Genomic DNA, 15459 nt, shown 5'->3' with positions numbered 1-15459 from the left:
CCCCTGCGCAGGTCACGACCAATCAGCCATGACCTCCCGGGGCATTGCCGTGCCGGATCAGTAATCGATGCGCACATCGCCTTTGGGTACGCTGCAGCACGACAGGATGTAGCCTTCGGCAACATCGTCATCGGTGATGCCGCCGTTGTGCTCCATGTCCACCTCGCCACCGAGCTTGAGCACCTTGCAGGTACCGCAAATACCCATGCCGCAGGCCTTTGGGATCATCAGGCCGACCTTGGCCGCTGCCGCATGCACGGTCTCGCCTGGAGCCACACGGATGCTCTTGTCGCTGCCGATGAACTCCACCAGGTGAAGGTCGGCGGCATCCACTTCCGGCGCATCGGCAGCCTGCTCGGCCTGCTCCACTGCATCGGCCTTGGCTTCCGGCGGCGTGGCGCCGAACGACTCCTCATGGTAGCGGCTCATGTCGTAGCCGACCGCTTCGAGCAGCCGCTTGACTGCGTTCATGTACGGGGTCGGCCCACAGCAGAAGATCTCGCGCTCCATGAAATCCGGGGCGATCAGCTCCATCAGCTTGTGGTTCAGGTAGCCACGGTAGCCGGCCCAAGGTTCGCCCAGGCCATGCTTCTCACAGATGATGTGCAGGCTGAAGTTGTCGATCCGCGAGGCCATGTGCTCCAGCTCGCGGTGATAGATGATGTCCTTGGGCGACCGCGCGCTGTGCACGAAGACCATGTCGACGTTGGCGTTGGTGTCGTAGAACCAGCGCGCCATGGACATCACCGGAGTAATGCCGACTCCGCCACTGAGGTACAGCACTTTCGATGCCGGGAAGTCGATGGCATTGAACAACCCCACCGGGCCGTGCACCGCCACTTCCTGACCTTCGTGCAGGGTATCGTGCAACCAGTTCGAGACCTTGCCGCCCGGCACCCGCTTGATGGTCACCGAGAAGCTGTAAGGCACGGACGGTGAGCTGGAGATGGTGTAGGAGCGCATGATCGGCTGGCCTTCTATTTCCAGCTCCAGGGTCACGAACTGCCCGGGCTTGAAGAAGAACATGATCGGTTGGTCGGCCATGAAACAGAACGTGCGCACGTCCCAGGTTTCCTGGATGACCTTGACGCACCGGACAAGATGGCGGCCATTGGCCCAGGTCTGGGTAGTGACCGGATTGAGGAAGGGATTGGACATGCTCGTCTCCACGGCCGACTGCGGCTTGATGGGAGAGATAATGCTCAAGCCGGTGCCGCTGTACATTCCCATCCGCGACATCGGCGTGCTTATCGCGACCAGCCTTGAGGTGCAAGGGCTGGTGCGTCGGAAACGGATTCGGCCATGTCGTCCATGGATATGGTTCCGGAAGTTGGCGAACGCACACTCCACCGCAAATGAACCTGCTGTTTTTCTGCAACAGCCTTGCGGCACCACAAGAACGATTAGCCACCTTTCGCCGGCCGTTATCGGCCATGAGGACCCAAACGATGGACGTCACCGCAACCTTGAGCCTGGGCGATCCACTGGAAGCAGCACGCGGCGCCACTGCCGAGATGCTGCAAAACCGCGAGCGCACCTTCTCGCTGCCGCAACCTTTCTATACCGATGAGCGTCTGTTCCAGATCGACATGCAGGAGATCTTCCACAAGGAATGGCTGATCGCGGGCATGACGTGCGAGATTCCGGCCAAGGGCAACTTCCTCACTCTGCAGATCGGCAAGAACCCGATCATCGTCATTCGTGGGGCCGAAGGCCAGGTGCATGCCTTCCACAACGTCTGTCGGCACCGTGGCTCGCGCCTGTGCACCAGCGACAAGGGCAAGGTCGCCAAGCTGGTGTGCCCTTACCACCAATGGACCTACGAGTTGGACGGCCGCCTACTGTTCGCCGGCACCGAGATGGGCGCCGACTTCGACATGAAGCAGTACGGCCTCAAGCCGGTGCACGTGAAGACCGCTGGCGGCTACATTTTCATCAGCCTGGCCGAGAACCCGCCAGCGATCGACGAGTTCCTAGCCACGCTGGAACACTACATGGAACCGTACGACATGGAGAACACCAAGGTGGCGGTGCAGACCACCTTGATGGAAAAGGCCAACTGGAAGCTGGTGCTGGAGAACAACCGCGAGTGCTACCACTGCAACGGTTCGCACCCTGAGCTGCTCAAGACCCTGCTGGAATGGGACGACGTCACCGACCCCCGCGCCGACCAGGCGTTCAAGGACCACGTCGCCGCATCGGCCGCCGCCTGGGATGCCGAGAAGATCCCTTACGCCCATGCCAGCTTCGGCCTGCGCAACCGTATCGTGCGCATGCCGCTGCTCAAGGGCACCGTATCCATGACCATGGACGGCAAGCAGGCCTGCCAGAAGCTGATGGGCCGGATCAAGAACCCTGACCTGGGCTCGATGCGCATCCTGCACCTGCCGCATTCCTGGAACCACTGCATGGGCGATCACATCATCGTCTTCACTGTGTGGCCGATCAGTGCCCAGGAAAGCATGGTCACCACCAAATGGCTGGTGCACAAAGACGCAGTCGAAGGCGTCGACTACGATCCACTGCGCATGCGCCAGGTCTGGGACGCCACCAACGACCAGGACCGCCGGCTGGCCGAAGAGAACCAGCGCGGCATCAACTCCACGGCCTACCAGCCGGGGCCCTACTCCAAGACCTACGAGTTCGGCGTGGTCAACTTCATCGACTGGTACAGCCAGCGCATGCTCAACAACCTGGGAGCTGAGCCGGCGGCGTATCTGAGGGAAGTGGAGGCGTAATTAGTATCCTCCGGGGCCGCCTCGCGGCCCCATCGCCAGCTGACGCTGACTCCTACCCAGGCGAAGTGCTGCTGAACATCACTTCCTTGCGCGCCGACCTGCCCAACAGCCTGCACGTTTATCCACATTGGAATGCCGTATGGATCTGATCAAATAATGATCAGAAAGCTTGGAGCCCAATATCTACGGGGCCTCGGCAGGTCAGCGAACACTTTATCCACAAGGCGACCCACAGCTATTGTGGAAACCTCACTCTCCCCTATGTGGAAAACGGCCACAGGTGATTGATCACTATTTGACCAAAACTCTGTAAGCCTTTGAATCAGTGGCCTCCAGCCGCTGACAAACACCTTGTCCACAGAGCCGCCAACAGACTTTGTGAGCAACCCGTCAAACATCAGAAGACCCGTTGTGGATAAGCCCACAAAGCCTTGATTGCTGACGGTTTCATGGGCGTTAACCAGTATTTGATCAATAAATGCTCAGTTCCTTCTACCCCTTGTCATCCGTGCCCTACAGCCATGACCGAACAGATTATCCACAGAGAGGCCAACAAGGATTGTGGGCAAATACAGGCGTCTCTCTGTCAGATGAATAAAAATCTATGGTCACCCATACAAAAGCCCACGAACCCGGCGCCGGATCAGTAGGCTTTTAGGCGCAGGATCAAGCCGGTTTTTTACGCTCGGACGGTCGCGGACCTTGGCGTTCCACGCCAGCAATGCCGCGCATTCCGATGGAATGGCGATCTGCGCGAAGCCGGCGCACACCAGCCCGGCCCACACCGTGATATCCGCCATCGAGAATTGGTCGCCGGCCACGTAGGGCGACGTCTTCAGGACTTCATCAAAGTACTTCATACCGGCGATGGCTTTGGCGCGGTGCATCTCGCCCCACACCGCGCGGTCGCTCCACTCCGGGCTTTTGTAGGGTTTCAACTGCGGGCCGAGGTCGTCGATGGCGTGGTGAAAATAAATCCCCACAGCGTCGATTAACTGGTCGTCGGCACACTTTTGCATCATGTGGATCACGGCCTTCTCTTTGACCGTGACACCGGTAAGCGTCGGCTGGCCATCGAGGTTGTCGAGATACTCGATAATCGCCGTGCACTCGGACAGGAACGTACCGTTATCCAGTTCCAACACCGGCACCAAACACACCATTTTGCAGGCCGCGCGCCTGGTGGTGCAGTCCCGCGGATACAACGCCTTGAGCTTTCGCGAACTGGCCAAGACATTGGCTTGTCAAAGTCTTAGCCCTGAGCCAACCGCAGGCGCAGCCCGAAGCACTGGAACGCCAGGCCCAATCGATTTTCTCCGCCGTGCAAGTCGCGCAACTGGTGGCGCGCGGGAGCAACGACCTGGCGGTGTTTGACCAGACCATCGCCTCGTACCGCTTGGCGGGATTGATTCCCTGACCGTGTTCTCGCGCAGCAAAAAGCCCACTGACCGCGAAAGGTGCAGTGGGCTTTTTGCCGACGTCACGCCGGATGCTTGCTCAACCTGGACTCAAAACGGCACGCTGACCTTGAACCAATAGGCGCTGCCGTCCGCGCGGTTGCGCACTTGTTGCTCGTCCTGCCATTTCGCGGTTACGAACCAGCCGTTCTTGTTCTGGTACTTGATCGACGGGCCGATGGCGAAACTGCGACCCTTGTTGTCATGCACGGTCTCACCGTCCTGGCGGTCGTCGGTGGTCTGGTGCAGCGCATAGCCGCCGACGCCGACCACCCAACCATTGCCGAAGCCCCAACCTACCGAGTAATCGAGGTGCAATTCCTGGCCGGAACGGTAGTCGGTGGCAGGGTTCTTGCGGTTGAAGTCGTACATGGTCTTGACCGCAAAATTGAGGCCATCGGGGTCGATGTAATCCACGGCAATCACCGGTTGAAACACCCAGTAGTTACGCCCGGTGTTGGCCAGGTCATCGCGGTCATAACGGCCGGTAGGTGCAATGGTGTCGATGGCAAACACGGCGTGCAGTTTGTCGCCGAAGTGGTAACCCAACGCCGGGGCGAACAGGATGTCGCCCAGGCCGCTTTTGCTTTGGGACTGGCCGTTGACGCTGACTTTCAGATCCACCAACGGCGCGATCACATGGAAACCCAACTGACCGCCCAGGATCTGTTGCTCGGTGACCCAGATCACCCGGGGCACCACCGAATTGGCGCGGATGTAGAAATCCACCGGCAACTTCTCACCATGATTGCCGCGCAAGGTGTCCGCTTCGTAATGGCTGAAAAACAACTGGCCATACAGCCCCGGCGGCGGCATAGCCCCTGCCATATAAGTTTCCGCGCCTTGGGCGTAGCTTGACGCTCCGCCCTCGGTGGCATTTGCCTGGCCGCATGCCAGGGTCATACACGCAATACTGATCGGTGTTAATAACAGGCGACGATTCATTCTTCAGGCCTTCTTATAGTTATGAGCCAGATACACGGCTACATCCCCGCGACGATGTCGTGGTGAGCAGGTACGAGACTTCCTTAAAGAGTATCGGGAGAGTGATACAGCGCGTCCTTCGCAGCCTTTATAGGGCGACCACATAGAAATGTCACGGACGAAAAACTCGAAAAATAACGGCTTACATGCCCGACCAAGTCTATGAATTCGCCACTTACCGCCTGTAATTTGTGCGCAAAAAAAATTCCAAAATTATATCTAAGCCAATGATTTAGATAATGAAAACTTACTATCCATGGCCCATAACCAAAGCAGTCACACAACCGTTGAGCCAGCGCAGAAGCACCATCGTTCGAAAATCACGAACTAAGCGTACAAGCTATACCGCCACGCACCGATGCATTAATCCACCAAGAACCAATGCACTAAAATGACGCAAATTATTATCGACCTGAATCTGTTACAGCAACTTTTCTAAACGCGTCTTTCAATCGTTCAAAAACTTGGACGCTATGTCTGCTGTGGCTGACTTGTGAGTGCGGCAACCCTGCCCGCATCCTGTCGCTGCGAGCCCGTCCAGGCACCTGGCCGGGCTTGTGAATTGGAGGCGGTGGGCTGCGCGACCGCCAATCTGCAAGGCACACCCGTTTTTAGGTCTAGAACAATGAATCATTTGAATTGTCTGCCGCAGGACTCGGTGTTCTGGGGCGCCAACAGCCTGGCCGAGACCGTGGCCCACTTTGGTGATTACGGCATTGACCGTCCGATCACGTTCACCGTCGCGCCGCTGGCGCATCTGAACAGCAGCTACGTGCAACCCCATGTCCAGAACGGCGTGGGCAGCTTTACCGAGCTGCCGGCGCACGTGCCCGATGTCGCCGTGCAACAAGCCTTGGCCGAGTGCATCCGCCTGCAAGCCCACTCGATCATCGCGCTGGGCGGCGGTTCGGTGCTCGATGCGGCCAAAGCCGTGTCGTACCAGCACTTCCAGAAGACCGGGCGCTTTCTGCCGATTGCGGCATTGCCGACCACCCTCTCCGGCTCGGAGTTTTCCCATTACTTCGGCATCACCGAAACCGATGGCCCGGAGAAATTCAAACGCAGCTACGCCATCCGCGAAACCACGCCGAAAGTGGTGGTGATCGACCCAATCCTATTGCTCGATACACCTCGCCCGTTGCTGCTGTCATCGGCAATCAAGGGCATGGACCACGCCATCGAAGGCATGCGCAAAGTCGCGGTCGATCATCCCCACGCGATCATGTCGGCCAGTGGTTTGCAGCGCTTTTTCAGCGTGCTGGAAAAGTGGCCAACGGAGATTGATACCCGTCACGCCATCGACCAGGGCCTGGTCAGCCTCGATGATTTGCTGCAACTGCAACTGGCGGCCTGGCAGTGTTACTTCTCCCCAGCCTCGGTGATCTACGGACTCAGCCACCGCATCGGCCACATCCTCGGTGGCACGTATGGGCTGCCCCACAGCGCCACGTCGTGCATCACTCTCGCCCCGGTCATCCAGGCCTGCGCCGACTATTACGGCAGCAAGCTCGAAGCATTCTCCGCGCCACAGGGCGAGACAACGGCGGCCGAACAGCTGGCCCATCGCATCGCTAGCCTGGTGACCCACCTCGGCTTGCCGAACCGCATCGGCCAGTTCGATCTGGATAAAGCGCAGCTGGCCAACATCGCCGACCTGCTGATAACTCACTACCCAAACGAGGTCAACGACCTGGGCAGCGATGCCGCGAACAAACTCAAGCAACTGCTGGAGCGCTTGTGGTGAGCGGCCGGTTCCTGGCGCGGCGCACACCGGGCTTGCGCAACGCCCGTGAGGCGCTGATCGATGGCCACGTCAGTGCCGTGAACCTGACCAGCCATGCCCTGAGAGTTGCCGAGGCTAGTCAGCGCACGGTAAAGGCCTTTGCCACCCTGGCCAACGAATCAGCACTGGCGGCCGCCGCCGAGAGTGACCGACGCTACGCGATGGGCATCGCTCGGCCACTGGAAGGGTTGCCGATTGGGGTCAAGGACCTGATCGACACCCGGGGCATTGAAACCCGCTACGGGTCGGCGGCGTACATCGGCCATGTGCCATCGGCGGACGCGGCGGTGGTGCGCACACTGGTGGATCAGGGCGCGATCATCATCGGCAAGACCACCACCCACGAATTCGCCTGGGGCGTGACCACCGCCAGCGACGCCTTCGGCGACACCCTCAACCCGTTGGACACCCAGCGTATTGCCGGGGGGTCGAGCGGCGGCGCGGCAGCGGCCATTGCCTACGGCGCGGTGGCGGCTGGGCTCGGCACCGACACCGGCGGTTCGGTGCGCATTCCCGCCGCGTTGTGTGGTGTGGTCGGTTTCAAATCGAGCTACGGATTGCTGCCCACCGAGGGGATTTTTTCCTTGGCCCCCAGCCTCGACCATCCAGGTTTGTTAGGCGCCAGCGTCAGTGACGTGATGCTGTTGGCGGCGGCGCTGGACATCACCCGATCCGACCACCCACCCAGTGCGCCACCGCGCTTTGGGGTGATCCGCCACGTCGATCCGGTACCGATGAGCGTGGAGGTGACCACCGCCTTCGAACGGGCTGTAGCCACTGTAGGCCGTGCTTATAGCTGTGAGGACATCGATTGCGCCGGACTGTTCGACGGCGCCTTCCAGGCCTTCGCTGGCATTGTGCTAACGGAGGGCGGTATCACCCACTTCGCTCGCAACGACTGGGACTTCATCGCCCAGCACTACGGAGCGGAAACCGTCGACCGGCTCAATCGCGCCGGCAGCGTGGTGCTCAGCGACTACGCCCGGTGGCAACACACGCGACGCCAGTTCAGTGCCCGCCTCAGTCGGGCGATGACCAACGTCGACTACCTGCTGCTGCCCACCAGCCCCTGCCTCGCGCCGTCCGTGGGGGAATCGGCGATCAGCATCGGCGGGTGGTCGGGAACGGTGCGCGAAGCGCTGATGACCTACACCGCGCCCTTCAACCTGGCGGGGTTCCCGGCGATCTCGATTCCACTACCTAGCCATCGCAACCCGCTGCCGTCGGCGCTGCAAATTGTCGCCCGCCCCGGCGGCGACACCGGCCTGCTGCAACTGGCGGCGAAGCTGGAGCGTTTGCTGGCCAAAACCACCACACCTGCCTGAGCTTTACTCGTCGTCGAAGGTCGTCGCCTTAGGGATCTCGACGGCGAGGAAATCAATCAACGCCCGCACCGCCGGCAACAGCCCGGTGCGATACGGCATCAACGCGGTCATGCGCGCGTCCGCTACCATCCATTCCGGTAGCACTCGGCGCAAGGTGCCAGCCTTGATCTCCGACTTGCAGATATAGCCGGGCAATGCGGCGACCCCAAGATTGGCGCACGCCGCTTCCTTGGTGGAAATCATGTCGTTGCTCTGGAACCGTGGCGCAATTGGCACCACCACGTCTTTGCCCGCCGGACCGCGCAATTGCCATTGCGGCGAGCCGCCGCGCACGATGGAAATCGTCGAGTGCTGCAGCAACTCATCTGGGCTGGCCGGCGCGCCCATCTTGTCCAGGTAATCGGCGCCGGCAAACAGGAACCACGGCACGCTGGCAATCGCCCGCTGCACCAGCGACGAATCCTGCAACGGCGAGATATGCCCGCGAATTGCCAGATCAAAGCCTTCACCAACAATGTCCACCAAACGGTCGGTGGAAATTTCGACGATCTGCACCTTGGGGTAGCGGTTGAGGAACACTGGCAGCAGATCACGCAAGGCGAACTGGGCGATTTCCACCGCCGTGGTGATCCGCACCACGCCGCTGGGCTCCGTCAACCGCTGGCGCACCGCCTCCTCGGCGACCTCCGAGCTGTGCAGCAGGGCAATCGCATATTGGTAGAACTCAGTGCCAACGTCGGTCATGCCGAACTGGCGCGAGGTGCGATTGATCAGGCGCACGCCCAGGTGGTTTTCCAGCTCATGCACCCGATGGCTCAGGGTCGACTTCGGCAAGCGCAAGCTATTGCCCGCCGCCGTGAAACCGCCCCGGTCGACCACTTGAACGAAGTAATAGACATCCTTCAAATCCAGCATTGGCGCCCTAACCTTTTCAATCCCGTGGAAACAGCATCACGTCATATGAACGTAATGTGATGGCCGGCGCCAGAGGTTGCAAACCCTGATTTCAGCACCTGCGACAGCCGCTTGCAGTGAGGCGCCCGGATTGCTGGGCGGTCCCTGGATCGTTCGTATTTTCGAGACCCAACGTACAGGAACGGCCAACTTCTCAAGCACTTTTGATCACCCTAGACTCGAAGGGGGTTATTAACCAAGCCCTGCGCCCTGTGCCGCAAAAAGACCGCCGCCAGGCGGCTGTTTGCCGTGAACACCTGAGGAGAATAATAAAATGTCCACCACTCAACCCGTCATGCCGCCCGCCGGGCAAACACCCTACAGCGCTTGGATGCAGACCGACGCGTTGCACTCGCTGCAACGCACCGTCAGTGACCATCCCGGCGAGCCCGCGTGGATCGCCCATGTGCAGGTTTCCGAACTGTACTGGATGCTGATCATCAAGGAACTGCAAGCCGCGCAAGCACAGTTGCGGACCGACGATTTGGCGCAGGCCCAACAGACTTTGCAACGGGTGGTTGCCCATCAGGACGTGCTGGATGCGATCTGGCGTTCCATTGCCTGGATGACCCCCAACGACTTGCTGGCGATCCTGTCCCGCGCCCAGGGCACCTATGGCAAGGACACTGCGCTCCAGGGCTGGACCTATCGTCACATGGTTTACCTGCTGGGGATCAAGCAAGTCGAACACTTGCAGCATTTCGAGCCGCAACCGCAGCGCTGGGCGCAACTCAATCAGGCGCTGGCCGAACCGAGCCTCTACGACGACGTGCTCGCCTATTTGAGCCGTCGCGGTCTGGCGCTGCCGGCCACATCGCTGCAACGTGACTGGCGCCTGCCTTACGCCCCCACCCCCGCCGTCGAACAACTGTGGCGTGACATTTATGCTGGCCCGAACACCTATCCGGAGCTGCAACGACTGGGCGAAACCCTGGCTGATATCGCCGAAGGGTTCAGCCACTGGAAATACCGGCACCTGATGGCCACCCGTCGCACCTTCGGCGCGCGGCCCGCCTACTTTGGCACCGAGGGCATCGCGTGGCTGGTGCCGACCCTGAATGAAATTCCGTTCCCGGAGTTGTGGTCGGCCCGAAGCTTCATCGGCGATCCGCCGGCGGTCTGCCCGCACATGGCCAAGCAACGGGGCTGACTGAAAAGTCCAAAAGCTTCGGCAGCGCTCTCCAAAGAATGAACGCCGCCGAAGCCTTTTTTGCGTGGCCAATTAAAGTACGGTGCTTTCCATTCGCTGAGCCATCAGCGCATTCAGTTAACTGGAGGGCGGCAATGAGCGGATCGACGACTCGATGGCTTCCTCGCGCAGCGATGACCGCTGGATCAACGCCTCGAAATAACGGCTGACGTGGGGCAAGATATCCCACATCGACTCCAGGCCGAGGTAGGCCATACAGATCAGGCTCCCCCCACACCAGGTCCGCCATCGAGAACCCATGACGGCTCAACCACAGCGATGGCTGGCCGGACAGTGCCTGTTCGAGGCCCGCCGGCAGACCCGCGACATTTTCCCGTGCCTGGCGTTGAAACCCAGCGTCATGGCACACCTACCGGCCGCCGCTTTCCTTGGCGATTTTCGACCGGTAGGCGACGACCAGTTCCGAGTCATCGGCGTTGGCCGCAATCATCGCCTCGAGGACCATGATCTTGTAGTCATACACGGTGCCCATCACCCATTTCAGGATGTCTGGGCGACAATCTGCACCCGGATGAATACCGTAAAACAATGCGCCGTTGGGCAAGGTATCGACGATCATCCGGCCCGCCTCGTAATCGATGAGCGTCGGCACGACGCAGGGGTCGAAGCCTTCGCTTTGTACCGAGGTCCGACCGCTGTAGCCGTTGACCAGAGCCTGATTCAACTCGCGCCCGGCCTAAAAGCGCAGGCGCACATTAGGCCAGCGCGAATCGCCTCGGCGACTGCTCTTAATTGTTCACTATTGGCCATTGCCTCGGATTTTCAATCTCCACGAGGGTCAGTCCGTGAATCAAGGTTACGGTTTAATGAATTAGAGGTGTGCATGGCGCGAGCGCGCGCTTTTCGCCCGGGCCAAATACGGTACGATACGAACACTTTCAGGCCCCGGAACTCGCTGCAGGGGCAGGCACGAACTGAGTGGTGTGAACATGTTGCGACTCTATGACAGCCGGCTCTCGGGCAATTCGTGGAAGGTCCGGATCTTGCTCAATCAACTGGGGATCGCCTATGAGCGGGTGACCCTGGACTTGCTGAAAGGCGAAACCCAGACGCCAGAGTTCAAGAAAATCAGCTGTTTCGCCCGAGTGCCGGTCTTGCAACTGGAAGACGGGCGCAGCCTGGTGGAGTCGTCGGCGATCCTGCTGTTCCTGGCTCAGGACAGCCACTTGTTGCCGGACGATCCCTACCAGCGGGCGCAAGTCACCAGTTGGCTATCGTTCGAGCAAGGTGACCTGCAAAAGCCCTTGGCGCTGTGCCGCGTTTACCACAAACGCGGACTCGTGCAGGCCATGGCCAAACAGATCGAGCAGTACCACAGCGAAGGCCACATGGCCCTGGAAAAGCTCGAACTCTGGTTGACCGATCGCCCATGGCTGGTCGGTGACACGTACACCGTCGCCGACCTGGGCGTGTTCGGCTATGTCTCACTGGCCGGCGAAGGCGGCTTCGACATGACCCCCTACCCGGCCATCGCGCAGTGGCTCGCCCGAGTCGAACAGCAACCCGGCTGGATCGACCTGCTCTGATCAGGCCGCCTGACTGCGCAAGGCACGGGCGACCGAGGCCACTCGGCGCCCCTGGTAATGCGCCACGGCCAGGTGATCTTCATCCGGCATCAAGGTGTCGTGGTTCGACACATGGGTCGCGCCGTACGGGGTGCCCGCCTTGAACATTACCGGATCGGCATACCCCAGCGGCACGATAATCAAGCCCAGGTGTGCCATCGGCGCGTAGATCGACAACAGCGTCGATTCGTTGCCACCGTGCTTGGACGAAGTCGCGCCGAACACCGAGCCGACCTTGCCATTGAGCTTGCCGGCAAACCACAGGCCGCCAAGGCCGTCGATGTAAGCCTTCAGTTCCGAGGTGATCGAGCCGAAACGCGTCGGCGTGCCGAACACAATGGCGTCGGCCCATTCGGCGTCGGCTTCGGTCGGTTGTTCATATTTCGCGTTCATCACTTCGGCACTGTCGAACCAGCCGGGCACTTGCAGCATAAGTTCAGTGCTGACCAGTTCCCGAGCGCGGCGCAGGCGCACTTCGGCACCCTCGGCGATAGCGCCCTGGGCGATGGCGTTGGCAAGGATCTCGGTGGAGCCGGCGCGGGAATAGAACACAATCAGGACTTTGGTGTTGGGCATAACAAAACCTATGGGTAAGGGCAGTTAATGGGCGACACCTTGGGTGTCGCCCTGGGGTGCAGAAGCGGGATCAGACGCTGATCGGTTCAAGTCGGCCGAGCAATTCGTCTTTGCGCTCGACCAGCCACGGCGGGGTCTGGAATTCCGAGCCCAATTGGTCCTGGGGTTCGTCGATGGCAAAACCGATGTCGGTAGTGGCCGCTTCGAACATCACGCCGCCGGGCATCTTGAAATACATCGAGCGGAAGTAATTGCGGTTCACCGACTCGGAGGTGTCGATGTGCCCCATCGCCATCAGCTTTTCCTTCAGGGCCATTTGCTGTGCGACGCTGTCGACCGCGAACGCCACGTGGTGGATGGTCCCCTCACCGTAAATCGAAGAACCTTGCAGGCGATCGGGCTCGTGCTGGAACTCGACGATGGTCCCCGGCGCGCCGTTGGCGGTTTCAAAGCGGTGATAAACGCCGTGTTCGCCGGCATAGCGGAAGTTGAGTGCGTCCTTCATGAAGATGATCGACTCGTGCACTTCCCGCAGAGACAAGGTGATGCTGTGCACGCCGCGAATCGCGAAACGCGCGGGAATGTCACTGGCGACGCACGGTGGACGCGGGTCCAGATCCGAAGCCACCAGGTCGAACTCAATGCCGCACGGATGATGGAAGCGCTGGCGCTCTTCTCCGAAACGCGAGACCACGGCCGCGTCAAACGGCACGCCCTTGGCTTCGAAGCGCGCCCGCCAGAAATCCAGCGAACCCTTGGGCACCGAGTAGTTGATCACCCGAATCTGACCCGAGCCAGGACGCGCTTTCACGCCACGCTGCCGGAACGGAAACGACGTCACCAGGGTGCCTGCATCGCCTTGGGCATTGCCGTAATACAGGTGGTAGATCGGGTCTTCACCGTCCAGCAGCACGGTTTTCTTCACGAGGCTCTGCCCCAGCAACTTCACGTAGAAATCCACATCCTCTTGGGCCCCGGCCACTCCGGCGGTGAGATGGTGAAAGCCTTTGATGTCGGTCATGTCATTCTCCACTTTTGTTTGGGCAAGCCGCGTCCGACGCAGATGCCGGCGGGCTGCGGTTGCTTGAACGGTATTGAGGGTGGTTTATTCGTCGACGAAGGTCGCGAATTCTTCCAGTTGCAGCTTGGAAATACTCATCTGATTCTCCGGCAGACTGTTGTCGGCCCAACCGAGCGACATGCCGGCGATAACCATTTGGTCTTCGGGCAGGTTCAGTTCAGTGCGCAATAACGGGTGTTGCAGCGACCAGATTTGCTGGGGGCAGGTGTCAAGCCCGCGGCCCTTGGCGGCCAGCATGATGTTCTGCAGAAAGCAGCCGTAGCAGAGGAAACTGGCCCACTCCAGACGGCGATCCATGGTGAAAATGAAACCCACCGGCGCATCGAAAAACCGGAACTGGCGCTCGACGTCCCGTCGCCGGCCATCTTTGTCAGCGCGGCTGCAACCCTGGGCGTCCCCCAGTTGCCCGCGAAAAGTATTGAAGCGCGTTGCATAAGGATCGTGCAGCGGCTGCGGAAAAAAAGGATATTCCGGCGCCAGGCCTTCCGGCGATGCGCGATACGCCTCCACAGCGGCGGCGGTAATGCGCTCGCGGGCCGCGCCGGTGATGACATAACAACGCCACGGCTGGCTGTTGCTCGAACTGGGCGCATATTTCGCCGCTGAGAGGATGTCCTTGACCATTCCCATTGATACAGGGCGATCCAGAAATCCACGCTTGGTACGACGTACGCGTATCAGATCATCAATGAACGGGCTAGTCGGCATCACGTTTCGTCTCCTTCTTATTAGATTCACAGCCAGGCCGGGACAGGATTCAAATGCCTAGGGCGTGTCTCGATAATAGGAGCCTTGAACAGACGGGAGAAGCCACCGGGCTTGTACGCAAGGTCTCGGATTTACGAACGATAAAGCGTGGCTCAACTTTTCAATGGCGTATAAAACCACGGAAAACCCGTGGCCTGAATTGATCATTTTTTAGTCTAAAGCCTGTAAGCCTTGGTAGATAAGGCCTACAGCCATAGGCGAACACTTTATCCACAGAAAGGCCAACAGACTTTGTGCACAACGCCTCAGCGCAGCACGCCTTCCTCTACCAGCAGTTTGAGGATCGCCTCGGCGCCTTCCTGTGGAGAAACATCCTTGAGCACCTTGCCTCCCCCACCACTGGCCTTCGCCGTGGCCGCTTTCATACGGTCGGCACCGCTCTTGGCCTTGATGACCTTCAGTCGCTTGGGACGGGGCTTGGCCGGTTGCAGCTCGGCAGTAGCAAGCAGCTCATCCTCTACAAGAGCCACGTTACGTGCCGCCAGCACACCACGCCGCGCCGGGCCGAAGGCGCTCTGGCGCGGCTTGGGCGCGGCATTATCCACAGTCGCCAGCAACGGCAGGCGAACCTTCAGCCGACGCCGTTGGCCACGTGGCAGCGCCTGCAGGACCTGGGCGGTACCGTTGTCGATCGACTCGACCTCGGCCAGCCCGACCACCAGCGGCCAGCCCAGGCGTTCGGCCAGCAGGAACGGCAGCATGCCCGAGCCCTCGCCGGTCTCCGCCTGGCTGCCGGCCAGCACCAACTGGGCGCCGGCATCACGCAAGTAATCCCCCAGCACACCCAAGACATCGGCACCGGCCGGTTGCTCCAGCACGTCGAGATGGTCCAGGCCCATGCCCAGGTAGGCACGCAAGGCTTCTTCACGAGGGTCGCCGGCATGCACCACCTGCAGGTTATCCCCAGCCAGTTGCAAGCCTAGCTCCACCGCGCGCGCATCCTGTTCGGCACGCCGGGCGCGGCCAGAGCTAGGGTGAGCGCCAATGGAGACCAGGCTGATGACTTTCGTACTCATGC

Annotated in this window: 15 protein-coding genes; 5 read left to right on the top strand and 10 right to left on the bottom strand. The window is 60.3% G+C overall.

Going from position 1 to position 15459, the window contains the following annotated elements; genetic code table 11:
* Positions 1-57 precede the first annotated feature (57 nt).
* Positions 58-1158, bottom strand: a complete 1101-nt coding sequence (gbcB, locus tag ACYU03_RS02045) for a glycine-betaine demethylase subunit GbcB (protein WP_461887882.1) — start codon at positions 1156-1158, stop codon at positions 58-60.
* A 290-nt stretch (positions 1159-1448) separates the two neighbouring features.
* On the opposite strand from gbcB, the gene gbcA reads away from it, so the two are divergent.
* A complete protein-coding gene (gene gbcA / locus ACYU03_RS02040) occupies positions 1449-2738 on the top strand; it encodes a glycine-betaine demethylase subunit GbcA (RefSeq protein WP_461887881.1) in 1290 nt (429 codons plus the stop codon).
* A 608-nt stretch (positions 2739-3346) separates the two neighbouring features.
* On the opposite strand, the gene ACYU03_RS02035 is transcribed toward gbcA, so the two are convergent.
* Together ACYU03_RS02035 and ACYU03_RS02030 are read right to left on the bottom strand one after the other, a co-directional pair.
* On the bottom strand, positions 3347-3889 hold the full coding sequence (locus tag ACYU03_RS02035; protein WP_461887880.1) for a glutathione S-transferase family protein: 543 nt from the start codon (positions 3887-3889) through the stop codon (positions 3347-3349).
* A gap of 357 nt (positions 3890-4246) precedes the next feature.
* Positions 4247-5140, bottom strand: coding sequence for a SphA family protein (locus ACYU03_RS02030; RefSeq protein ID WP_461887879.1), 894 nt, complete (start codon positions 5138-5140; stop codon positions 4247-4249).
* A 664-nt stretch (positions 5141-5804) separates the two neighbouring features.
* On the opposite strand from ACYU03_RS02030, the gene ACYU03_RS02025 reads away from it, so the two are divergent.
* Together ACYU03_RS02025 and ACYU03_RS02020 are read left to right on the top strand one after the other, a co-directional pair.
* Positions 5805-6923 (top strand): iron-containing alcohol dehydrogenase, encoded by a 1119-nt coding sequence (locus tag ACYU03_RS02025; protein WP_461887878.1) that lies wholly within the window; start codon positions 5805-5807, stop codon positions 6921-6923.
* Positions 6920-8287 (top strand): amidase, encoded by a 1368-nt coding sequence (locus ACYU03_RS02020; protein ID WP_461887877.1) that lies wholly within the window; start codon positions 6920-6922, stop codon positions 8285-8287. Before ACYU03_RS02025 ends, ACYU03_RS02020 begins: the two co-directional genes overlap by 4 nt.
* Positions 8288-8290: 3 nt before the next feature.
* Here the strand turns inward: ACYU03_RS02020 and ACYU03_RS02015 are convergent, their stop codons facing one another.
* On the bottom strand, positions 8291-9202 hold the full coding sequence (locus tag ACYU03_RS02015; RefSeq protein ID WP_461887876.1) for a LysR substrate-binding domain-containing protein: 912 nt from the start codon (positions 9200-9202) through the stop codon (positions 8291-8293).
* 313 nt (positions 9203-9515) lie between these two features.
* Between ACYU03_RS02015 and ACYU03_RS02010 the strand changes: the two genes are divergently transcribed.
* Positions 9516-10391: a tryptophan 2,3-dioxygenase gene (locus ACYU03_RS02010; RefSeq protein ID WP_461887875.1), complete on the top strand. Its 876-nt coding sequence runs from the start codon at positions 9516-9518 to the stop codon at positions 10389-10391.
* Positions 10392-10508: 117 nt separating this feature from the next.
* Here the strand turns inward: ACYU03_RS02010 and ACYU03_RS02005 are convergent, their stop codons facing one another.
* Positions 10509-10646, bottom strand: coding sequence for a hypothetical protein (locus ACYU03_RS02005; RefSeq protein WP_461887874.1), 138 nt, complete (start codon positions 10644-10646; stop codon positions 10509-10511).
* A gap of 154 nt (positions 10647-10800) precedes the next feature.
* Entirely contained in the window at positions 10801-11115 is a 315-nt protein-coding gene (locus ACYU03_RS02000) for a hypothetical protein (protein WP_461887873.1), read from the bottom strand.
* Between the two features lie 265 nt (positions 11116-11380).
* Between ACYU03_RS02000 and ACYU03_RS01995 the strand changes: the two genes are divergently transcribed.
* On the top strand, positions 11381-11977 hold the full coding sequence (locus ACYU03_RS01995) for a glutathione S-transferase family protein (RefSeq protein WP_461887872.1): 597 nt from the start codon (positions 11381-11383) through the stop codon (positions 11975-11977).
* On the opposite strand, the gene wrbA is transcribed toward ACYU03_RS01995, so the two are convergent.
* The 4 genes from wrbA to etfB all read right to left on the bottom strand — a co-directional run bounded on the left by wrbA (position 11978) and on the right by etfB (position 15457).
* Positions 11978-12592: an NAD(P)H:quinone oxidoreductase gene (wrbA, locus tag ACYU03_RS01990; protein WP_461887871.1), complete on the bottom strand. Its 615-nt coding sequence runs from the start codon at positions 12590-12592 to the stop codon at positions 11978-11980. It lies immediately after the preceding gene.
* Positions 12593-12662: 70 nt separating this feature from the next.
* Entirely contained in the window at positions 12663-13613 is a 951-nt protein-coding gene (locus ACYU03_RS01985) for a ring-cleaving dioxygenase (RefSeq protein ID WP_461887870.1), read from the bottom strand.
* Between the two features lie 84 nt (positions 13614-13697).
* Positions 13698-14381 (bottom strand): nitroreductase, encoded by a 684-nt coding sequence (locus ACYU03_RS01980; RefSeq protein ID WP_461891356.1) that lies wholly within the window; start codon positions 14379-14381, stop codon positions 13698-13700.
* A 305-nt stretch (positions 14382-14686) separates the two neighbouring features.
* Positions 14687-15457 carry an electron transfer flavoprotein subunit beta gene (etfB, locus tag ACYU03_RS01975; RefSeq protein ID WP_461887869.1) on the bottom strand — a complete coding sequence of 257 codons (771 nt, stop codon included), beginning with the start codon at positions 15455-15457 and terminating at the stop codon, positions 14687-14689.
* Positions 15458-15459 lie beyond the last annotated feature (2 nt).

The sequence above is a fragment of the Pseudomonas sp. X10 genome (genome assembly GCF_054889225.1).
This window is presented reverse-complemented; position numbering and strand designations above follow the sequence as displayed.

Bases quoted from the DNA above. Each gene is read 5' to 3' on its own strand.
- gbcA (WP_461887881.1), top strand. From the start codon at position 1,449: ATGGACGTCACCGCAACCTTGAGCCTGGGCGATCCACTGGAAGCAGCA.
- wrbA (WP_461887871.1), bottom strand. From the start codon at position 12,592: ATGCCCAACACCAAAGTCCTGATTGTGTTCTATTCCCGCGCCGGCTCC.
- ACYU03_RS02010 (WP_461887875.1), top strand. From the start codon at position 9,516: ATGTCCACCACTCAACCCGTCATGCCGCCCGCCGGGCAAACACCCTAC.
- etfB (WP_461887869.1), bottom strand. From the start codon at position 15,457: ATGAGTACGAAAGTCATCAGCCTGGTCTCCATTGGCGCTCACCCTAGC.
- ACYU03_RS02030 (WP_461887879.1), bottom strand. From the start codon at position 5,140: ATGAATCGTCGCCTGTTATTAACACCGATCAGTATTGCGTGTATGACC.
- ACYU03_RS01980 (WP_461891356.1), bottom strand. From the start codon at position 14,381: ATGCCGACTAGCCCGTTCATTGATGATCTGATACGCGTACGTCGTACC.
- ACYU03_RS01985 (WP_461887870.1), bottom strand. From the start codon at position 13,613: ATGACCGACATCAAAGGCTTTCACCATCTCACCGCCGGAGTGGCCGGG.
- ACYU03_RS01995 (WP_461887872.1), top strand. From the start codon at position 11,381: ATGTTGCGACTCTATGACAGCCGGCTCTCGGGCAATTCGTGGAAGGTC.
- ACYU03_RS02005 (WP_461887874.1), bottom strand. From the start codon at position 10,646: ATGGCCTACCTCGGCCTGGAGTCGATGTGGGATATCTTGCCCCACGTC.
- ACYU03_RS02025 (WP_461887878.1), top strand. From the start codon at position 5,805: ATGAATCATTTGAATTGTCTGCCGCAGGACTCGGTGTTCTGGGGCGCC.
- gbcB (WP_461887882.1), bottom strand. From the start codon at position 1,158: ATGTCCAATCCCTTCCTCAATCCGGTCACTACCCAGACCTGGGCCAAT.
- ACYU03_RS02015 (WP_461887876.1), bottom strand. From the start codon at position 9,202: ATGCTGGATTTGAAGGATGTCTATTACTTCGTTCAAGTGGTCGACCGG.